Here is an 18319-nt window from a genome sequence, read left to right as displayed (position 1 = left end):
CCTTATCCTTTATTTATCACTTACGATCCCAAGTAATGCTCTGATTTGTTGAAGATTAGTATCTACCACTGCAAAATCATCAAAGGCATGATCAACCACTGGAATAATATGATTGGCGATAAAGTCGGCTCCCTCTTTCGCCCCGGCATCTGGGGATTTAAGGCAACACTCCCATTCCATTGTAGCGACACCGGAAAAACCGTACTGAGTTAATTTGCTGAAAATAGATACAAAATCAATCTGACCATCCCCTAATGAGCGAAAACGCCCTGCACGCTCAACCCATGATTGATAACCGCCATAGATACCGCTACGGCCATTTGGTGAATATTCCGCATCTTTGACATGAAATGCGCGAATGCGTTGATGATAGCAATCAATAAACGCAAGATAATCCATTTGCTGGAGCAATAAATGACTTGGATCGTAGAGAATATGGCAACGCGGGTGGTTATCCACAAGCCCAAGAAAACGCTCAAATGTCACGCCGTCGTGTAAGTCCTCCCCTGGATGCAACTCGTAACATACATCGACGCCACACTCGTCAAACACATTCAGAATAGGCAACCAACGCAGCGCAAGTTCAGCAAATGCTTCGTTAAATAGTTGCGCATTGTGAGGGGGCCAAGGGTAAAAATAAGGCCACGCCAGTGCGCCTGAGAAAGTTACATGCGTAACTAACCCTAGGCGCTGCGAGGCTTTTGCCGCTTTGATGAGTTGCTCCACCGCCCACTGCTGGCGCTTTTGAGGATTACCTCTGACACTCACTGGGGCAAAACCATCAAAAACAGTGTCATACGCTGGATGTACCGCAATCAATTGGCCTTGTATATGAGTCGATAACTCACTGATCTGAATACCATATTGCTGTAACATGGCAACCAACTCATCGCAATAAGTTTGGCTTGTGGCTGCCAAGTCTAAATCAAAGATACGTGGGTCGATCGTTGGCACTTGAATATATGTAAAACCTAGGCTTGATGCCCATTCAGCAAGGCTTTCTAATGAGTTAAAAGGGGCTTTCTCACCAATAAATTGTGCTAGAAAAATACCTGGACCTTGGATTGTTTTCATGACTCACTCCCTAAAATCACAGTGCGCTGTGTACGCACAGCTTCATCCGCAGCAAGAACAATTCGCAAGCTATTGAGTGCGTCTTGTAAATGCTGTTCTAATGAAAATTGTTCCGTAATCGATTGAATAAAATAACGTTGTTCACTTAGGCACAGCGCCAAATGGTCTGGCTCATCTTGGCAGTCAACCCAACGGTCGGGATGTTTAAAAGCATTGTTTTTATCAAGCTCTGCATAATGAATACGTAAAGAGTCAGTGCGTGTGTGCCCATCAACATTGTCGCTATTTCCTTCTCCATGCCGAGCCATTATCGAAACCGCACCGCGAGGGCCTATAACATCTTTGATAAAATACCCCGTTTCGCTGATCATTGGTCCCCAACCCGCTTCATACCAACCCACTGAGCCATCATCAAAACGAACCTGTAATTGACCATAGTTATACATATTGTCTGGTAATTCATCGGTCAATCTTGCGCCAATAGCGCTGACACTCACTGGCTGAGCTTGGGTCATTTGGCACATCACATCTAAATAATGAACGCCACAGTCAACTATCGGTGACAGTGATTGCATCAGGTTACGGTGTACATTCCACATCTGCCCATGGCTTTGTTGATTCAAATTCATTCTCATCACTAATGGCTTACCCAGCTCATGCGCTAGATGAATGAATTGTTGCCATGATGGGTGATGACGCAAGATATAACCCACCACCACTTGTCGATGGGCTTGTTTAGCAGCAGCAATGACGCGCTTAGCCCCTTCAACCGTAGTGGATAACGGCTTTTCAATAAACACATGACAGCCAGCCTTGAGTGCTAACAATGCATAAGCTTCATGCGTATCAGGGTATGTCGTTAAGCAAACCGCATCTGGTTGCGTTGCTTTTAATGCCTGTTCGTAATTATCAAACGTGGCATATTCACCACCTAAATGTTCATTGAGAGCATCTTTTGAATGACCACGAGCCACCAGCCCGCATATATCAACGCCCTCCATTCGGTGGTAAGCCTCTGCATGAGAGGCTCCCATATTGCCGCAACCAACGACTAAGACGCGTAAATTTGCCATCTTATTTCTCCTCCACTGGCTTTTCTTTATAGTTGAACGTGAAGAAGAACAATGCGGCAATCAGTAACGCACCAATCGCTGGGTACCACCAAAAACTTTGCCATTGTGGCAGAGCCGCTGCGCCTTCCGTTGTGACAATGCTATTGAACAGCATTCCACTGATTTGTGAACCAATTAACATCCCCACGCCATAGGTAAATAAGACCAGCAAGCTCTGCGCCTGCCCTTTTACTTTCTCGCCAGCAACTTTGTCTGTATAGATAAAACCAATAACAAAGAAGAAGTCATAACACATACCATGTAAGAAAATACCGATATAAATCATCCAGCGCAGTTCTTCAGCAATCCCTAAGGCAAACATGACATAACGTAAGCACCAAGATAGCATCCCAATCAGCAACATCACTTTGATACCAAGACGAGCAAAGAAGAATGGTATCAATAACATAAAGAACAGTTCTGACATCTGCCCTAAAGACATCACGCCACCAACGTTAGTAAATCCTGTCGCCGCAACAAATGGCGCCGCATAGGCATAGTAAGCCGCCAATGGGATAGAGATCAGCATTGCACAAATGATGAAAACTAAGAAATGACGTTGCTTGAGCATGGCAAACGCATCTGCGCATAACAAGTCGCGCATCGCAACAGGTTTACCACGCTCTGGTGCTGGCGTGTGTGGTAATGTAAAGCTGTAAATCGCTAGTACCAACGAAGCTACTGCCGCCAAGGTGAAAATTTCTGTACTATCTGATAACCCTGTTGAACCGACAATCAGCCCCGCAACAATCCAACCAAATGTACCGAATGCACGCACAACTGGGAACGCTTTCTCACTGTTCGGTAAACTATAAAAGGCAACGTTGTTACTAAGAGCAATAGTTGGCATATAGCAAAGCATATAACCAAAGATTATCCATAACAGACCGCTATGACCCCCCGTAAAGTAACTTGGGATCATCCATAATAAAGCGGCACCGATGAGATGCAGCACGCCAAGCACTTTTTGTGATGCAAAAAAACGGTCAACCACCATCCCTAGTACAAAAGGAGATAAAATAGAGGCGATGGGTCCTGTCGAATAGGCATCACCAATAATTGCTGATAAACCATATTTCCCCATGACAACCCCTAGCGTGACATACCATGCCCCCCACACAAAAAATTGAAGGAACATCATTAACGCCAATCGCGGTACTACCCATACATGGGCAGTATTTTTACCACCTTGAGTAAGACTATTCGTACCCATAAGACCCCCAATAATTTCTATTTTTTATTAGCCACTTTCAGGTAAAAAGGACGGCATAACCACGCCGCTTGGTTTCTGCGCAGCACCTTTGACTTGTGCAAGATGCAATTCACAAATTCTACCGCCCCATCGTAATAGCGCTTGGCACAGTGCGCTTCGCTCTGTGGGAACTAAAACGACTGGCTTCGCACCACGATGATGTTTGTCTAGCATCCAACCGAGTAAATCCAGCGCTATCTCATCACGATAGCTGCAGCCGGGCCCTAACATCCTCGATGCGGGGTGTGCGATAGAGGCAAGATAACCTTCGATGCGCTGGTTATGTTCCCAGACTGCAATTCGCCATAACCCGCTGGTGTCATTTAAAAAATATTCAATATCCCGCTGACGACTAATACCTAATAAATCCGCTTCCAATTGTAAAATAGCCGGTAAGTCTTCGGTTCGAGCATCTCGCACAATTCCTTCAGTCAAGCGAGGGAGATTCACGCCTTGCTCTGGTACTGAAATCACCATGTCTTGGTAAATTGCATAAGGTGTAAAACCGCCGCGGCGATAAAGAGAATAAGAGTCTAAATTCAGGGCACTTGAAATTAAGCGAATGGGTAAATTTCCGGCTAATTCATCCGCTTTGGACAGTAATTTCTTTGCAATACCCTGTCCAAATGCGTCGGGATGGACATTCATAATCCCAAGGCTCAAATGTGTTTCTCGTGGGTGAAAAAAACACGAGCCAAGAATATTGAGTTGTGAATCACGGGCTAACCAGTGGTAGTCAGGATCAAGTTGTTGGTATACATCAACAAATAAATGGCACTCTTCAGGCGCAGACTGAAATATTGCGCCTAAACCATGTTGTTGATACCAGACATTCGTTGAGTGATAAATCAAATGCGCGACTTCACTCCGATCAGCGCATTTCGCAAGCTGTAGTTGTATATCCATTCATTACCTCTCATGTTTTATTGTTTATAAAATGAGGCTTTTCACTAAATGGCAGCTAAATCCAAAAATGAAATCGATTACATTTTTACTGAAATCGATTTCATTTATAAAATATAGCCAAATTGTTTCTTTCAGCAACTAGCTGAATGGTTCAATAATGATCTAAAAGATAAATTTGCAATCTGCATCACAAGTTGATTGTATCAATCGTACTTTTCATCGCGATGTTGCATACTGTGCATGGCAATAGACAAAAGGAAAAGTGAACAATGTCGATAGAAAAAGTGGCGAAAATTGCAGGAGTCTCTGCCGCAACGGTTTCACGGGTATTGAATGATCAACATATTGTAAAACCCGCAACTCGAGATAAAGTTCTCGCCGCCATCGCTCAGTGTAATTATCAACCTAATTTATTAGCGCGCCAGCTACGTACCTCGCGTAGTCGCATGCTATTGGTGCTGGTGTCTAATATCACTAACCCCTTTTGTTCATTGGTTGTACGTGGTATTGAAGAAGAAGCGGAACGCCACGGCTATCATATTTTGTTATGTAATTCTGAATCCAATCCAACGCGTGAATCCGCTTATCTGAGTTTACTCAGAGGTAAGGTTGTTGATGGCGTCATCACTATGGATGCTGTGAGTTGTTTGCCGGGGCTTACTGATATGATTGGGGATTTTCCGTGGGTACAGTGTGGTGAAGGGGATCCAGAATTTCGTGCTTCTTCGGTTACTATTGATAATTCACAAGCTGCTAGCGCAGGCGTTTATCATTTAGCAGCGAAAAATCGCCAACGCATTGCATTAATTAACAGTGATATGCGTTACCTCTATTCACAACAACGGGAACAAGGGTATCGAAAAGCACTCGCTGAACTTGGCTTTGAATATTGTAAAATCGAGTATGTAGAAGAATTAGATTACACCGCGGGGGCGAAGGCCATGGAAAAGTTACTGCAAAATGCGCCCAAACCCGATGCTGTATTCGCGATTTCTGATGTCATCGCAGGCGGTGCAATGAGTGTTTTGCATCAGCAGGGATTGCATATTCCGAATGATATTGCTGTGTTAGGGTTTGATGGTGTGCCCTTCGGTGAAGTAACCACACCGCCATTAAGTACCATTGTGCAGCCGATGCATCAATTTGGCATCCGTAGCGTTCAACTGCTAATCAATAAAATTAAGCACCCGCAGCTCGATGACAGCCATGAAATCCTCGAATGGCAATTAATTGAACGCGGCTCAACTTAACTCACTTTTTTACTTCCATTCTGGGGCTGTGATATTGAAATAATACGGATAAGAAACGACGCTATAATTTTTCTAGTGAAGCGGTTTTGTCTCCTGTATCAACCCATATTTTGATCAATACAGAAGTCGTACCTTCGTTAACAACCTTCAATGCAACACTACCCAAAATTCATTGTTTAGTGTTAGTTAACTCGCCTTGAGTAAGGCTTTAACTAACCACATTTACACCATAAATTATGACTTGATTTTATTCATCGCCATCAGCAATAAAAAATATCCACCACCTAAAATAGCGACAAAAATTCCAGCTGCAATCTGTGTTGGATAAATAATAATTTGGCCTAGCCAATCTGCCCAAACCATTAATATACTACCGATCAACCCACTAATAATAAGTTGTTGTTTCGCCTTTTTAGCGCCAACTAAAAAAGCCATATGGGGTGCAACTAAACCAAGAAATGCAATGGGGCCAACAGTGGAAGTGACAAAGGCACACAATAATGCAACTAAGATTAATAGCAATATAGTCGCTAATTGTGAATTTAGTCCTCTTCCCTGTGCAAATGTTCGACTAATTGATAATAAAACTAGCCAACGATTTAACGTGATCGCTAATATCGTTAATACAACAACACTGATTGAAAAAATAATGGCCTGTTGCCCTTCCACACGATAAGTTGAGCCTGAAAGCCATAATAATATCCGATAGCTACTCAATGTCCCTTGAGCTAAAAAGAACTGAACAAAAGCTTCTAACGTTGCCGTTAGGCAGATCCCTGTCAAAATTAAACTTGCTGGTGCGTATTGGTGCCGTTTACCTAGGTATAACAATATTCCTAATACAATCAGGCTCCCGATTAAAGCAACACCCCAAAATGAGGTTTGAATAGCCGTGCCTAATAGTAGGCTAAATAGAACGAGTGCCGCTGTAGCCCCTGAAGAAACTCCTAAAATATCTGGGCTGGCCAACGGGTTATAAATAATCCTTTGTAATAAAACCCCCGCAATACTCAATGCTAAGCCAGAAAATATAGCCGCTAATAAACGAGGCCATTTAATATCCCATTGAAAGCTTGACGGCAGTTGCCAATAATATTGTTCACCATTCGTTTGTAAGCAAAGGGAAAATACAACTCCACTTACTAACAATAAAATAAGAATAGATACCGTGGTTTTAGAAAGTATTATTTTTGTTGGTAATAACCCTATCGATAATTGATCTTGGGCTGTCATTGTTCGGCGGCTAAACCAGATCAATAAAGGAGCACCAATAGCAGCTGTCATTACACCCGTAGGAACCACAATATTAAGGTAATTTGTTAGTGCGATTGCCCCGCTGTCTGCAAGAAGCAATAAAATAGCCCCTACAACTGCACTATTTAATAACTCTTGCCTTGTACTCATATTACCCATTCTCCGTACTATATTTGGAGCTAATAAACCAATAAAACTAATAACCCCTACAGTTGAAATAGTCGCCGCTACTAACCAAGATGCTAAAACAATAAAAAGTAAAAAAGTTGGTAAAACGGATAAGCCTCGAGCTTTAGCCCCCTCATGGCCTAATTTCAATAATGTCAAAATACGTGGGGCGAAACAGATAATAATAATAACAGGGAACAATAAAGGTAATAAACCAACCACTTTTTGCCAACCATCTTGCGCTAAATTTCCTGCTCCCCACATAAAAATATTTTGTGCAAATTGCGAATTTAATGTAATTAATGCAGTCGCTATAGCACCAAATAAAATATTTATGACCATTCCTGAAACAACTAACGGAATGCCTGTCATATTACGAATACCTGCAATTAATATTACTAAACCAAATGCAAGTAATGCTCCCACCATCGCAGCTAGCGTTTGATATAACCCAATCTCGTTACTAAACCAAATATTGACTACCACTAATGCTAACCAAGCACCGGATGATGAACCTAACGTTAGTGGTGAAGTAAGATTATTTTGTGTTAATTGCTGCATCAAACTGCCCAATAAACCAAAAGTTGCTCCCACTAATAATGCCATAGCAAGGCGTGGTAATTGGCCATATAAATAAAAATAATCAGCAAATGTATCGGCTGAAGCTGGATGGATAACTAAAAATAATTGCTGACTGAGTGTAACCCCAGGTTCGAGCTGAAGGTTAATCAGCGCGATCACCATTAATACAAAAAATAGTATTGAGTGCTGTTTAGTTGTCATTATGAGGAGCAACCTGTAATAAGCTTTCTGTTAATGCTTCCGCCATTAATTGCAAGGAAAAGACACCACCATAATTCCAAACGGGACGAACACTATTTATCCGCCCTTGTTTAACAAAAGGCATCGACTGCCATAATATGGAATCATTCAGTTTTTTTTCTTCTACAAATGGTTTGATGTATAACACGTACCCATCATTTATAAACTGCAATGAATTTATTCGTCTCTGCTCTATTCCCCAAGGACGTGCGGGGACTAAAATAGCAGGCTTTAATGCAAGCTGTTCAAGAACATAATTGAGTGTTGAATTCTCAGTATAAAGAAAAATAGTGCTTAAACTTGAAAACCGGATAACAGCAACACTTGGCTTCGTTGTAAAAGCACATTCAAGTTGTGATCTTAATTCAGCAAAACGTTTATCCATTTTCACTAAATATTCATCGGCAAAAGACGTCTTCTCAAATAAGCGAGCCAACGTTTTAAAATGAGCAATGGCTACAAGCCCTGAATCATCTTGACGTGCAAAATTTGATAAATAAACGACTGGCGCTATTTTTTCCAATAAAGGCAGTAAATCTTCTTGCGCGCTACTTGCAATAATAACATCAGGTTTCAATGCGGCAATTTGCTCTAAATTAGGCTCAGCTCGCGTACCCACCTCTTTGACCGAAGAAGGAACAGCTGGGTCAACAACCCATTGCTGGTAACTCTCTAATTCCGTGGCCCCAACAGGTGTAATTTCAAGCGTTAATAGCTGTTCCAGCAAATCCCAATCTAAAACCACAACGCGCTGAGGCGGCGAATTGAACTCGACAATACCACGACTGTCCGTAACAGAATAAGCCCGTGTATAAAATGAGCATAATAATGTACTTGTTAATAAAATAAGGCCAAGCAAATTGATTCTTAAGCGCATACGATAGCAACCCTATGATGTGCTGACTCGGGAAAACTAGGGTGTGGTATTAATTTAATCGGAGTATCGTAGAGTGACGATAGCCTTGCTTCATCATGGAGAAGAACGCTTTTTCCCTCAAATTCTATTTTTCCTTTTTTTAATGCCACGATGTGTGTTGCATACCGTAAAGAAAGGTTGAGGTCATGAAGGATCACAATCACACCAATCCCATGAACTTTATTAAGCTCACTCAATAAATTCATTAACTGGTATTGATGGTGAATATCTAATGCAGAAGTCGGTTCATCCAGTATTAAAACTGGTGATTGTTGAGCAAGTAACATGGCAACCCATGCGCGCTGGCGCTCTCCACCAGACAAGTTGTCCGCTAAGTTCGCGGAAAACCCCTCAACCCCAGCTTTCTCCATCGCTTGTTGGATAATAATTTCATCGTCAGCTTGCCAGCGACCAAGTGCACCTCGCCACGGAAAACGCCCTAACCGCACAAGTTCTTTCACAGACAGCCCCGCTGAGGCTGGCAGTTTTTGTGGTAAATATGCGATTTTCTGCGCTAATTCTTTCGTTTTATATTGAGAAAGACTCGTGCCATTTAAATCAATTTGCCCGCTATCCGGTGCCATCTGCCCAGAAAGGAGATTAACCAGTGTAGATTTTCCTGAACCATTATGACCAAGAACCACTGTGAGTTCTGTTGTGGGTATATTTAACGAATCTATAGATAAAATAGAACGATGATCGCGAACGATATTAATATTTGCTAATCGAAACATAGAAAGGACTCAAGGCATGCCAACATTATTAGCATGCCTTTTTTAAAATTACCAAGTGTACTTTGTTTGTAACACAAATGAGCGCGATTGGCCGTAATAGCACCAGGTATCACAGGATGAAACATACTCTTTATTGAGGATGTTATTCATATTGAACTGGAACTGCCAATTGTTCGATAATTGATATATCGCGGCCATATCCCAGAGCGTCGCACTAGGAACAGAAAGGTTGCTGCTTGCTGGGTTATCCTTTGATTGACCATAATAGCGAATACCAGTTCCGAGTTTTAACGACTGGTTACTCACGATTGGAATTTCGTAGTCAGTCCAGACAGTCGCCATATGTTTGGGGATCATACCAGCCTGTTTACGTCCCTTACCACCTGTTTGATCTGTTTTCGCATTGGTATAAGTGTATGTCGCTTTAATATCCCAATTATCAGTAACACTTGCAAATAGTTCTGTTTCTATACCTTGTGAAGTGACTTTACCTGTTTGTGTTGCAACAGGGTGTTCAGGAGTTGTGACTAACGCATTTTTTTGTTCGATATCGAACCAAGCAATATTCCAATAACCATCCATAAAATAAGGTGTATATTTGATACCTGCTTCAAATTGCTCACCTTTAAGTGGTTTATACAGTTTTTGGGTTGTTGGGTCGATTGTCGATTGAACTTCAAAAGATTGAGAGTAATTTAAATAAGGTGAAATGCCATTGTCAGCAATATACATTAAACCCGCATTTAAACTCATCTGCCCATCATTTCTAGACTCATCTTCTGCTTTTTTATGTGCTTTATTTTCAGTTTTTACCCAATCATAACGTGCACCAACGACCCCAATCCATTTGCTATCAAGCTTTGTTTGGTATTGTGAATAAATACTAGCTTGTGTTTTATCAATAGTGCGATGAATGTTATTTGATGGGTCAAGTGGGGTATAGTGCCCATAAACTGGCTTCCACGGGTTAATTTTACCAAAAGCATAATTATCCTGTTCATCGCCTTTGGTTTGATGATATTGGAATTCAATACCCGCAAGTAAGGTATTTTCAAACCGCTCACTATCCCATTCACCGACGATATTGTTATCAAAACTAAAACTTTGGTTTTTACCATCGCGAAAAACAATACCTTGCCCCAATTCCTGCACGGTAGGGTCTGCATTAAAGAAAGCATAAACACTTCTGAGTGTTAGGTCGTTGTAACCATAATTTACACGCTGCGCAAAACGCCACTCATCATTAAATTGATGTTCTAATAAATAACCCACTGAGAACTGAGTCCGCTTGTATTTATCGTAATCAGGCTCACCTAAATTGGTTGATGGCTTAATTTTACCGTAATTAGAGTGAATTAATGTTCCCGCCGCTGGGAAAAAAGGATTCGTGGGCGTACCATCATCGTGCAGATACGTCCCCATTAACGTAAGTACAGTCTGATCAGACAAGTCAAATGCCGCACTTGGCGCCAGATAAATACGTTTATTATCCGTGCCTTTGAGTTCCCCATCTGATTTTTTCATCGTTCCCACTAAACGGTAGCGGGCACCTGCATCGGCTGATGCTGTAGAAAGATCAAAGCCTAGCGCTTGATGATCGTTATTACCCGCTTCTAAAAATATTTCATTTTTAGCATTAATAGATGGCTTTTTCGTTACTAAGTTAACAGCGCCTCCAGGAGTGGATTCGCCAAAGAGAACGGCTGATGACCCCTTCACGACTTCAATACTTTCCAATCCATAAGGTTCAAGTAGCCAAGTGTAGTAGCCATCTCGATATAACCGGCTATTATCTAAATAAGTTGCGGCATCAAAACCGCGAACTTTGAACCAATCCGTATCATTATCAGCCCCATAAGGTTGTGCAACAACCCCCGAGGTATAACGAAGTGCTTCATCAATTTTTTGCGGAGCATGTATGGTCAAATCTTGTTCCGTAATGATCGAAACAGATTTTGGCGTTTCTTGCAGCGCAGTATTCACTTTGAGTGCTTGTGCACTAACAACGAAAGAGTCTTTTTTGTCGCTATTTTGTTCATTTGCCATGGATTGGTTTTGAACAGCCAGCGCTAACAGAGTGAAAATGGCAACCTGATGTAAACGAAATAAACCTAAATTTTTCACAAAATAGTTCCAATGATAATAATAATAAGTCTCAGTATTATTCCTAAAAATAAGTCAAATTAAAATCAATTTGGCATATTTGCTTATAACAAATAGTTATTAAAAAAATAAAATTAAACACAATTAACCATACATAAGGAAGGGAGATTATTAGTCAAGAATAACGAAAATGATCTCGATGCGAATATTAGGTCATTATTTAAGTTAACAAACGCAAAAAATAAGGCGGGAATGACCTTTCCCGCCTCGTGCTATCATTTTACTTATCAGCTTGTTAGAAGTTTTGGATTACCAGAACAGCGCATATAGCACACATAAGATAACCATAATTGCGTATGATGCGATATTGAAGCCTGTCGATGTTTTAAAGGTCTCCGACGTTAGGATAATAGCCCCTTCACAGTCATCTTCTTTTGCCGTTGTCAGGCTAATTAAACCAATCACCACCGCAGTAAAGAAGAAGGTGTACATCATTTGGTCAAGGAATGGCATACCTAACGGCATTAGTTTTAAGAATAATGCAAACGGAATTGAGAGCAGCACACCGATAATCGCGCCTTTCGCATTGGTTTTCTTCCAAAATAGACCTAATAAGAATACCGCTAAGATACCTGGGCTAACTAACCCGGTATATTCCTGAATATATTGGAAAGCTTGTCCAATGTTACCCAGTAATGGGGCGATGAAGCATGCGACGATTAACGCAACAACTGCACTAATCCGCCCGACATTCACTAATTTATGGTCCGCGGTTGATGGAGCAATGTATTCTTTGTAGATATCCATGGTGAAAATAGTTGCCACTGAGTTCAACATGGAAGCTAAAGAAGAAACGATAGCCGCAGCTAATGCCGCAAACACAACCCCTTTAGCGCCTACGGGTAAGAATTGTGTTAACCATGGGTAAGCTTTGTCCGCTTGGGCCAATGTTGGCATATGTTCTTGTGCCATCGTTCCTAATCCCGCCAGTAATGCAGGGTCAGAAACTATCACAAATGCCGCAATACCCGGTACGACAACAAGGATTGGGACAATAAGTTTGAGAAAAGCGGCGAAAACCAAACCTTTTTGCGCTTCATTTATAGACTTAGCGGCTAATGCACGTTGAATAATATATTGGTTGAAGCCCCAGTAATATAAATTAGCAACCCATAAACCGCCAATTAACACTGCAATACCGGGTAAATTGCTAAACTGAGGATTGTCTTGGCTTAAAATCATTTCAAAATGCGCAGGCGCTTCACTTGCCATACGGCTCATACCTGCGAATAACCCCGCATCACCGCCAATATAGCTCACCGCCATTATCGTGGTTAAAAAGCCGCCTAAAATTAAGAAGAAAACTTGTACAACATCCGTCCACGCAACCGCAGACAGCCCGCCATAAAGAGAGTAAATCACTGCAAATAATGCTAAGCCGAAAATAGCATAATGCATTGGAATACCTAGGATTGTTTGTAATGCTAACGACCCTAAATAGAGAACTGAAGTTAAATTAACAAAGATAAATAATGCCAACCAGAACACGGCTAAGATCGTTTTTAACGTTTTATTGAAACGTTTTTCAACAAACTCTGGAATGGTAAAAATACCTTTATCAATAAACACGGGCATGAAGTATTTTGCGACAATGATCAGTGTTAGTGCTGCCATCCATTCATAGGATGCGATAGCCAAACCTATTGAAAAACCAGAGCCCGACATACCAATAAATTGCTCTGCTGATATATTTGCCGCAATCAGTGAAGAACCAATAGCCCACCAAGGTAATGTTTTTCCTGCCAGAAAATAGTCTTTTGTACCTTTCTTTTGTCCTTTTTTATCTCGAGAAACCCAAAGACCAACACTAATAATGACAAGCACATACAGAATGAATATTCCGTAATCTAATGTGCTTAACCCAACCCCTTCAGTTTGCATAATCAAATTCCTTCGCCAAGTGATAACAAAGCAAGTGTAAACGTTACCACAAAATATCACCGTTAGATGAATCACATATTTTCACAATATCCTCTAAAGAATTAACTTAATGGACTAAATAGCAGAAATTAATGTAAATTTTCATAGGTGATAGAAGAGAAGGTACCAGGAAGTAATCTAGATTTTAATAAATTCGTGAAGTTCATCAAATATTAATGAAAACGTTTACACTTATTTTCGTAACGCTATGGCCTATAAAATACTTAGGCGTGCAAAGGCCTAACTGAATTACGTTGAACCAATGTCGGAGAGTAAATCAAACTTTCACCTGTCGTTTTTTCCCCTCTCGCTAAAGAAAGTGCTAGTTGTGTGGCTTTTTCTGCCATCATTTGGATAGGATAACGAATTGTTGTTAAGCGTGGATGGATGTAGCGGGCAATCAACACATCATCAAAACCAATAACCGAGACCTGTTCTGGTGAGTGAATTTCATTTTCATCTAATACCGCGATGGCTCCCGCGGCCATAAAATCGTTGTAACCCACGACCGCTGTGATTTCGAGTGATTTTATCAGTAAGTTAGTCATCGCTTGCTCCCCACCTTCCCCATAAGGAGCGCCATATTCAATATAACTATCAGACAGTTGAATACCATTATTTTTTAACGCATCTCGATAACCCTGTAAACGCTGTACCGCATCCTCAATTTGGTGATTTGATGAAATGTACGCAATTTTAGTATGCCCATGTCGAATAAGATGTTCTGTCGCTAAATATGCGCCCTTGTAGTTATTTAAAGAAATACAACGGGTTGCAATTTCATCAATATGGCGGTTGATCAGTACCATACTTGGGACTTCTTTTGCATATTGAAGCAGTTCAGCATCATCCAGAGCTTTAGAGTGGATAACCAAAGCATCACAGCGGTTGTTAATCAACAACTCAATCGATTGGCGCTCTTCCTTGGCATTATGGTAACCATTACAAATCAGAATATGTTTACCATTTTTATGCGCTACAGCATCAACGGCCTTGACCATAACGCCAAAAAAAGGGTCGGAAACATCGTTAACTAACACCCCAATGGTATTTGAACTTTGGTTCACAAGAGCTCGCGCAGCGGCATTGGGACGATAACCTAGCTTATTCATTGCACTCTTTACTGATGCAATAGAAGCTTGGCTTGCCTTCGGTGATTGGTTAATCACTCGAGAAACAGTTGCAACCGAAACACCGGCTTCTTTTGCCACATCTTTGATTGTCGCCATTGTGCACCTCTACAATTAGGATGGCTTATTAAACAATGAGCTAGAATTAAAAACAATGGCATAACGCATATTAAAATTATTTAAAGTAAAATAATGGGTTTATCGTGCAAAAAAGAAAACACCGCTTAGATGCGGTGTTAATCATATATAGATTTAGAAAATAAATTGATAGCAGGTTTCACTACAATAAATTTGATTAGGCTGTGAAATCGGGCTGTATCGTTCTCCCCATTCAGGGTGATTAACAGCATCAGGTGGAAACTGTGTTTCAAATGCAACCCCAGAAAAAGGCGTATAAGATTTTGTTTTACCCGCAACTGAAATTAAATAATTCCCTGTATACAACTGCATAGAGGGCATCGTTGTAGAAATATTCATCTTTACGTCTCCCTCAGGAGCACTCAACGATGCCACCGTTTGCCGACCATCAATACGGGCTGTATCTAGCATAAAAGTGTGGTCATATCCCCCAGCAGAAATTTGGTCGTGATCTTGTAGAAAGTCACGGCCAATGAGTTTGCTTTGGCGAAAATCAAAATAACTACCAGTGACATTACGCCACTCTCCGCTAGGGATCCCTGCTTTATCTGTGGGTAAATAACAGTCACTGTAAATCGTAAGAGCATGATCTAGCGCTGTCTTTTCACTACCTTCACCCGCCAAATTAAAATAAGTATGGTTGGTTAGATTTACAGGACAGGCCTTTGTAGCTTGGTGCTTATAACGGATAATCACTTGATTTTCATCCGTTAATTCATAACTTACCTCAACTTTCAATTCCCCGGGAAAACCTTGGTCACCATCGGGTGAAATGAGTGAAAAAATAGCCTGTTGAGTACTAGGTTGTGATATGGCCCAAATCCGATAACTAAAATTGTCCTGCCCACCATGTAAACAATGCGGCTCTTGATTGGCTGATACTGAATAATTTTCACCATGAATAGAAAAACGTGCATTCGCTATACGGTTAGCTACGCGCCCGACTGTCGCGCCCAAATACACGTCTTGTTCCTTTTGTTTATCCATATTTGGTGAACCTAGAACAACATCTCGTCTCCCATGTATTAGCGGCAAAATACAACTTACCCAGCTTGCCCCTAAACTTGTCAGGACAATTTTCATGTCATTTTTATTGGTTAACTCTACGACTTTGGGCGTCTGATTTTTTTCTTGATTAAACAGCATGTTATATCAACTTTTTTCAATTTATTAATTTGGTTTTAACTTACCACACTCGCACCTGAGCTTGGCTGGCAAACATAAATATCGGCTTGTAGGCCTGTCATTTTCTGGTATTGCGCTTCTACCGCGTCAATCACCGGTTGAACACATTGCTGCTGCATCAGTGCAACCACACAGCCGCCAAAGCCTCCTCCTGTCATTCGTACCCCGCCCTGAACACCTAAAACGGACTTAACGATATCCACTAAGGTATCAATTTCTTTGACGGTGATTTCGAAATCATCACGCATAGAAATATGGGATTGCGCCATTAACTCACTTAACTGCAATAAATCATTTTGTGTTAATGCTTTTGCTGCCGCTAAAGTACGTTCGTTTTCACTGATCACGTGTTTGGCTCGCTTAGCAACGATAGGCGATAATAGATGTTGCTTCTGTAAAAACTCATCAAATGTGATGTCACGTAACGCTTTCACCCCAAACAAATTAGCAGCTTCTTCACATTGTTGGCGGCGTGTATTGTATTCACTTCCAACCAAACCCCGTTGCTTATTTGAGTTGATTATCATCACAACCAGATCATCAGGTATGGAAATAGGAAATAGCGCCAAACTGCGGCAATCAATCAATAGAGCATGGCCTTCATCACCACACGCTGAAATCAGTTGGTCCATAATACCGCAGTTACAACCAACAAATTGGTTCTCAGCTTGTTGGCCATTAAGCGCGATATCTTGCTGGCTAATATCTAATTGATACAAAGCCTTAAGTGTTTGTCCAATCACAACTTCGAGTGAGGCTGAAGAACTTAACCCCGCGCCTTGCGGCACATTACCACTGACTGCAATATCGCAACCATTGAATAAAAGCCCTCTTTGTAAGAGAAACTTCACGACACCGCGAATATAGTTTGCCCACATTTTTTCAGGCAAAAATGCAATTTCGCTATCCAAACTGAATTCGTCACATTCATTATGGTAGTCAGCCGCAACGACTCGGATGATACGATCATCACGTTTAGCCGCCGCGGTCATCGTTTGGTAATCAATCGCACAAGGCAAAACAAAGCCATCATTATAATCCGTATGTTCACCGATAATATTCACTCGCCCCGGCGCTTGAACATAAATTTCAGGTTGATAACCAAAGGTTTTTTCAAACGACGAGGCAACAGTTTGCTTTAACGTTTCCATTTTTAATTATCCTTAATGCGTAATTTGGTTAACCCAGCAAACAGCTAAGTTAATTATAATTTGATGAATTATTTAGTAGTTTGACTTTGTTTATAATGGCAGTCACTCACATCACGTAAACGTTGTGCGGCCTGTTCTGGTGTCAGGTCTCGCTGAGTTTCAGCTAACATTTCATACCCCACCATGAATTTTTTCACCGTCGCTGAGCGCAGTAATGGCGGATAAAATAAGGCATGTAGTTGCCAGTGATCGATACTTTGGCTTTCATTAATAAAAGGTGCAAAGTGCCATCCCATTGAATATGGGAAAGAGCAATGAAATAGATTATCGTAACGGCTTGTGAGTTTTTTTAGCGCAACAGCAAGGTCTGCACGAATGGCTTCATTCATTTCATCCATACGGCGAATATGCTGTTTTGGCAATAACAGGGTTTCAAATGGCCAAGCTGCCCAATAAGGAACAAGTGCAATCCATTCTTCAGTTTCAACAACAATTCGTGAGCCATCTTGTTGCTCAGCTTTAATATAGTCAATTAATAAGTTGCTGCCATGACGTTGATAATATTGCGTGAGAAAATGGTCCTTACGTGCAATTTCATTAGGTAAAAAATCACTTGCCCAAATTTGTCCATGAGGATGCGGTTGAGAACACCCCATTATTTCCCCTTTATTTTCAAAAACCTGAACCCAAGCATAACGTTCACTTAACTCAGCAACTTGTTGCTGCCATGTTTCGATAACACCTTCAATTTCAGGTACAGACAGCTCTGGCAGTGTTTTACTGTGATCAGGCGAAAAGCAAATCACTCGACTAACCCCACTCACCGATTGTGATTGAAACAATTCAGATTGATTATCAGGTTGGGCGCAGGGTTGTGCTAATAACGCACCATGGTCATTTTGGAATACATAAGTCCCTTGGTAGTTAGGATTCACTTCCCCGGAGACCCTTGTATTGCCAGGGCACAAGAAGCAATGCTCATCATATTGAGGTAAATTTTCTATTGATGGTTTTTCATCTTTACCGCTCCACGGGCGTTTTGCTCGATGAGGGGACACTAACACCCACTGGCCTGTTAATGGGTTATAGCGACGATGAGGGCAATCCGAAGGGTTAAAAGGCAAAATATTCATCTCATGCATCT

The 18319-nt window shown here is 41.3% G+C and carries 14 protein-coding genes; 1 reads left to right on the top strand and 13 read right to left on the bottom strand.

Features of this window, described 5'->3' with window-relative positions; all coding sequences use genetic code 11:
- Positions 1-9 precede the first annotated feature (9 nt).
- Genes PR834_RS08235 through PR834_RS08220 form a run of 4 tightly spaced genes read right to left on the bottom strand, consistent with a single transcriptional unit; the run spans position 10 to position 4344 of the window.
- A complete protein-coding gene (locus tag PR834_RS08235; RefSeq protein ID WP_047756607.1) occupies positions 10-1074 on the bottom strand; it encodes a sugar phosphate isomerase/epimerase family protein in 1065 nt (354 codons plus the stop codon).
- Positions 1071-2147 (bottom strand): Gfo/Idh/MocA family protein, encoded by a 1077-nt coding sequence (locus PR834_RS08230; RefSeq protein WP_210852257.1) that lies wholly within the window; start codon positions 2145-2147, stop codon positions 1071-1073. Before PR834_RS08230 ends, PR834_RS08235 begins: the two co-directional genes overlap by 4 nt.
- 1 nt (position 2148) lies before the next feature.
- On the bottom strand, positions 2149-3399 hold the full coding sequence (locus tag PR834_RS08225) for an MFS transporter (protein WP_210852254.1): 1251 nt from the start codon (positions 3397-3399) through the stop codon (positions 2149-2151).
- A gap of 27 nt (positions 3400-3426) precedes the next feature.
- Entirely contained in the window at positions 3427-4344 is a 918-nt protein-coding gene (locus tag PR834_RS08220) for a GNAT family N-acetyltransferase (RefSeq protein ID WP_210852252.1), read from the bottom strand.
- Between the two features lie 269 nt (positions 4345-4613).
- On the opposite strand from PR834_RS08220, the gene PR834_RS08215 reads away from it, so the two are divergent.
- Positions 4614-5594, top strand: coding sequence for a LacI family DNA-binding transcriptional regulator (locus PR834_RS08215; RefSeq protein ID WP_272536576.1), 981 nt, complete (start codon positions 4614-4616; stop codon positions 5592-5594).
- Between the two features lie 234 nt (positions 5595-5828).
- On the opposite strand, the gene fhuB is transcribed toward PR834_RS08215, so the two are convergent.
- The 9 genes from fhuB to PR834_RS08170 all read right to left on the bottom strand — a co-directional run bounded on the left by fhuB (position 5829) and on the right by PR834_RS08170 (position 18308).
- Entirely contained in the window at positions 5829-7799 is a 1971-nt protein-coding gene (fhuB, locus tag PR834_RS08210; protein WP_210852249.1) for a Fe(3+)-hydroxamate ABC transporter permease FhuB, read from the bottom strand.
- Entirely contained in the window at positions 7789-8715 is a 927-nt protein-coding gene (locus PR834_RS08205; RefSeq protein WP_094962105.1) for an ABC transporter substrate-binding protein, read from the bottom strand. Before PR834_RS08205 ends, fhuB begins: the two co-directional genes overlap by 11 nt.
- The gene (locus tag PR834_RS08200) at positions 8706-9488 is read right to left on the bottom strand and encodes an ABC transporter ATP-binding protein (protein ID WP_047756625.1); all 783 of its coding nucleotides are present in this window, start codon (positions 9486-9488) and stop codon (positions 8706-8708) included. Before PR834_RS08200 ends, PR834_RS08205 begins: the two co-directional genes overlap by 10 nt.
- Before the next feature lie 48 nt (positions 9489-9536).
- Positions 9537-11612 (bottom strand): TonB-dependent siderophore receptor, encoded by a 2076-nt coding sequence (locus PR834_RS08195; RefSeq protein ID WP_094962104.1) that lies wholly within the window; start codon positions 11610-11612, stop codon positions 9537-9539.
- A gap of 288 nt (positions 11613-11900) precedes the next feature.
- The gene (locus PR834_RS08190; RefSeq protein ID WP_094962103.1) at positions 11901-13532 is read right to left on the bottom strand and encodes a sodium/sugar symporter; all 1632 of its coding nucleotides are present in this window, start codon (positions 13530-13532) and stop codon (positions 11901-11903) included.
- Between the two features lie 263 nt (positions 13533-13795).
- A complete protein-coding gene (locus tag PR834_RS08185; RefSeq protein WP_004261677.1) occupies positions 13796-14800 on the bottom strand; it encodes a substrate-binding domain-containing protein in 1005 nt (334 codons plus the stop codon).
- A gap of 153 nt (positions 14801-14953) precedes the next feature.
- On the bottom strand, positions 14954-15985 hold the full coding sequence (gene galM, locus PR834_RS08180; RefSeq protein WP_166185159.1) for a galactose-1-epimerase: 1032 nt from the start codon (positions 15983-15985) through the stop codon (positions 14954-14956).
- A gap of 35 nt (positions 15986-16020) precedes the next feature.
- The gene (galK, locus tag PR834_RS08175; RefSeq protein ID WP_004261683.1) at positions 16021-17175 is read right to left on the bottom strand and encodes a galactokinase; all 1155 of its coding nucleotides are present in this window, start codon (positions 17173-17175) and stop codon (positions 16021-16023) included.
- 68 nt (positions 17176-17243) lie between these two features.
- Positions 17244-18308 carry a UDP-glucose--hexose-1-phosphate uridylyltransferase gene (locus PR834_RS08170; RefSeq protein ID WP_110592124.1) on the bottom strand — a complete coding sequence of 355 codons (1065 nt, stop codon included), beginning with the start codon at positions 18306-18308 and terminating at the stop codon, positions 17244-17246.
- Between the last annotated feature and the right edge of the window lie 11 nt (positions 18309-18319).

The sequence above is a fragment of the Providencia sp. PROV182 genome (genome assembly GCF_028480325.1).
Lineage (GTDB): Bacteria > Pseudomonadota > Gammaproteobacteria > Enterobacterales > Enterobacteriaceae > Providencia > Providencia hangzhouensis.
Note: the sequence above shows the minus strand (reverse complement) of the source record. Positions and strands in the feature narration are given on the sequence as shown.

What these genes read in the sequence shown, in the direction of transcription:
- PR834_RS08235 (WP_047756607.1), bottom strand. Translation starts at nt 1,074, where the DNA reads ATGAAAACAATCCAAGGTCCAGGTATTTTTCTAGCACAATTTATTGGT.
- PR834_RS08230 (WP_210852257.1), bottom strand. Translation starts at nt 2,147, where the DNA reads ATGGCAAATTTACGCGTCTTAGTCGTTGGTTGCGGCAATATGGGAGCC.
- PR834_RS08225 (WP_210852254.1), bottom strand. Translation starts at nt 3,399, where the DNA reads ATGGGTACGAATAGTCTTACTCAAGGTGGTAAAAATACTGCCCATGTA.
- PR834_RS08220 (WP_210852252.1), bottom strand. Translation starts at nt 4,344, where the DNA reads ATGGATATACAACTACAGCTTGCGAAATGCGCTGATCGGAGTGAAGTC.
- PR834_RS08215 (WP_272536576.1), top strand. Translation starts at nt 4,614, where the DNA reads ATGTCGATAGAAAAAGTGGCGAAAATTGCAGGAGTCTCTGCCGCAACG.
- fhuB (WP_210852249.1), bottom strand. Translation starts at nt 7,799, where the DNA reads ATGACAACTAAACAGCACTCAATACTATTTTTTGTATTAATGGTGATC.
- PR834_RS08205 (WP_094962105.1), bottom strand. Translation starts at nt 8,715, where the DNA reads ATGCGCTTAAGAATCAATTTGCTTGGCCTTATTTTATTAACAAGTACA.
- PR834_RS08200 (WP_047756625.1), bottom strand. Translation starts at nt 9,488, where the DNA reads ATGTTTCGATTAGCAAATATTAATATCGTTCGCGATCATCGTTCTATT.
- PR834_RS08190 (WP_094962103.1), bottom strand. Translation starts at nt 13,532, where the DNA reads ATGCAAACTGAAGGGGTTGGGTTAAGCACATTAGATTACGGAATATTC.
- PR834_RS08185 (WP_004261677.1), bottom strand. Translation starts at nt 14,800, where the DNA reads ATGGCGACAATCAAAGATGTGGCAAAAGAAGCCGGTGTTTCGGTTGCA.
- galM (WP_166185159.1), bottom strand. Translation starts at nt 15,985, where the DNA reads ATGCTGTTTAATCAAGAAAAAAATCAGACGCCCAAAGTCGTAGAGTTA.
- galK (WP_004261683.1), bottom strand. Translation starts at nt 17,175, where the DNA reads ATGGAAACGTTAAAGCAAACTGTTGCCTCGTCGTTTGAAAAAACCTTT.
- PR834_RS08170 (WP_110592124.1), bottom strand. Translation starts at nt 18,308, where the DNA reads ATGAATATTTTGCCTTTTAACCCTTCGGATTGCCCTCATCGTCGCTAT.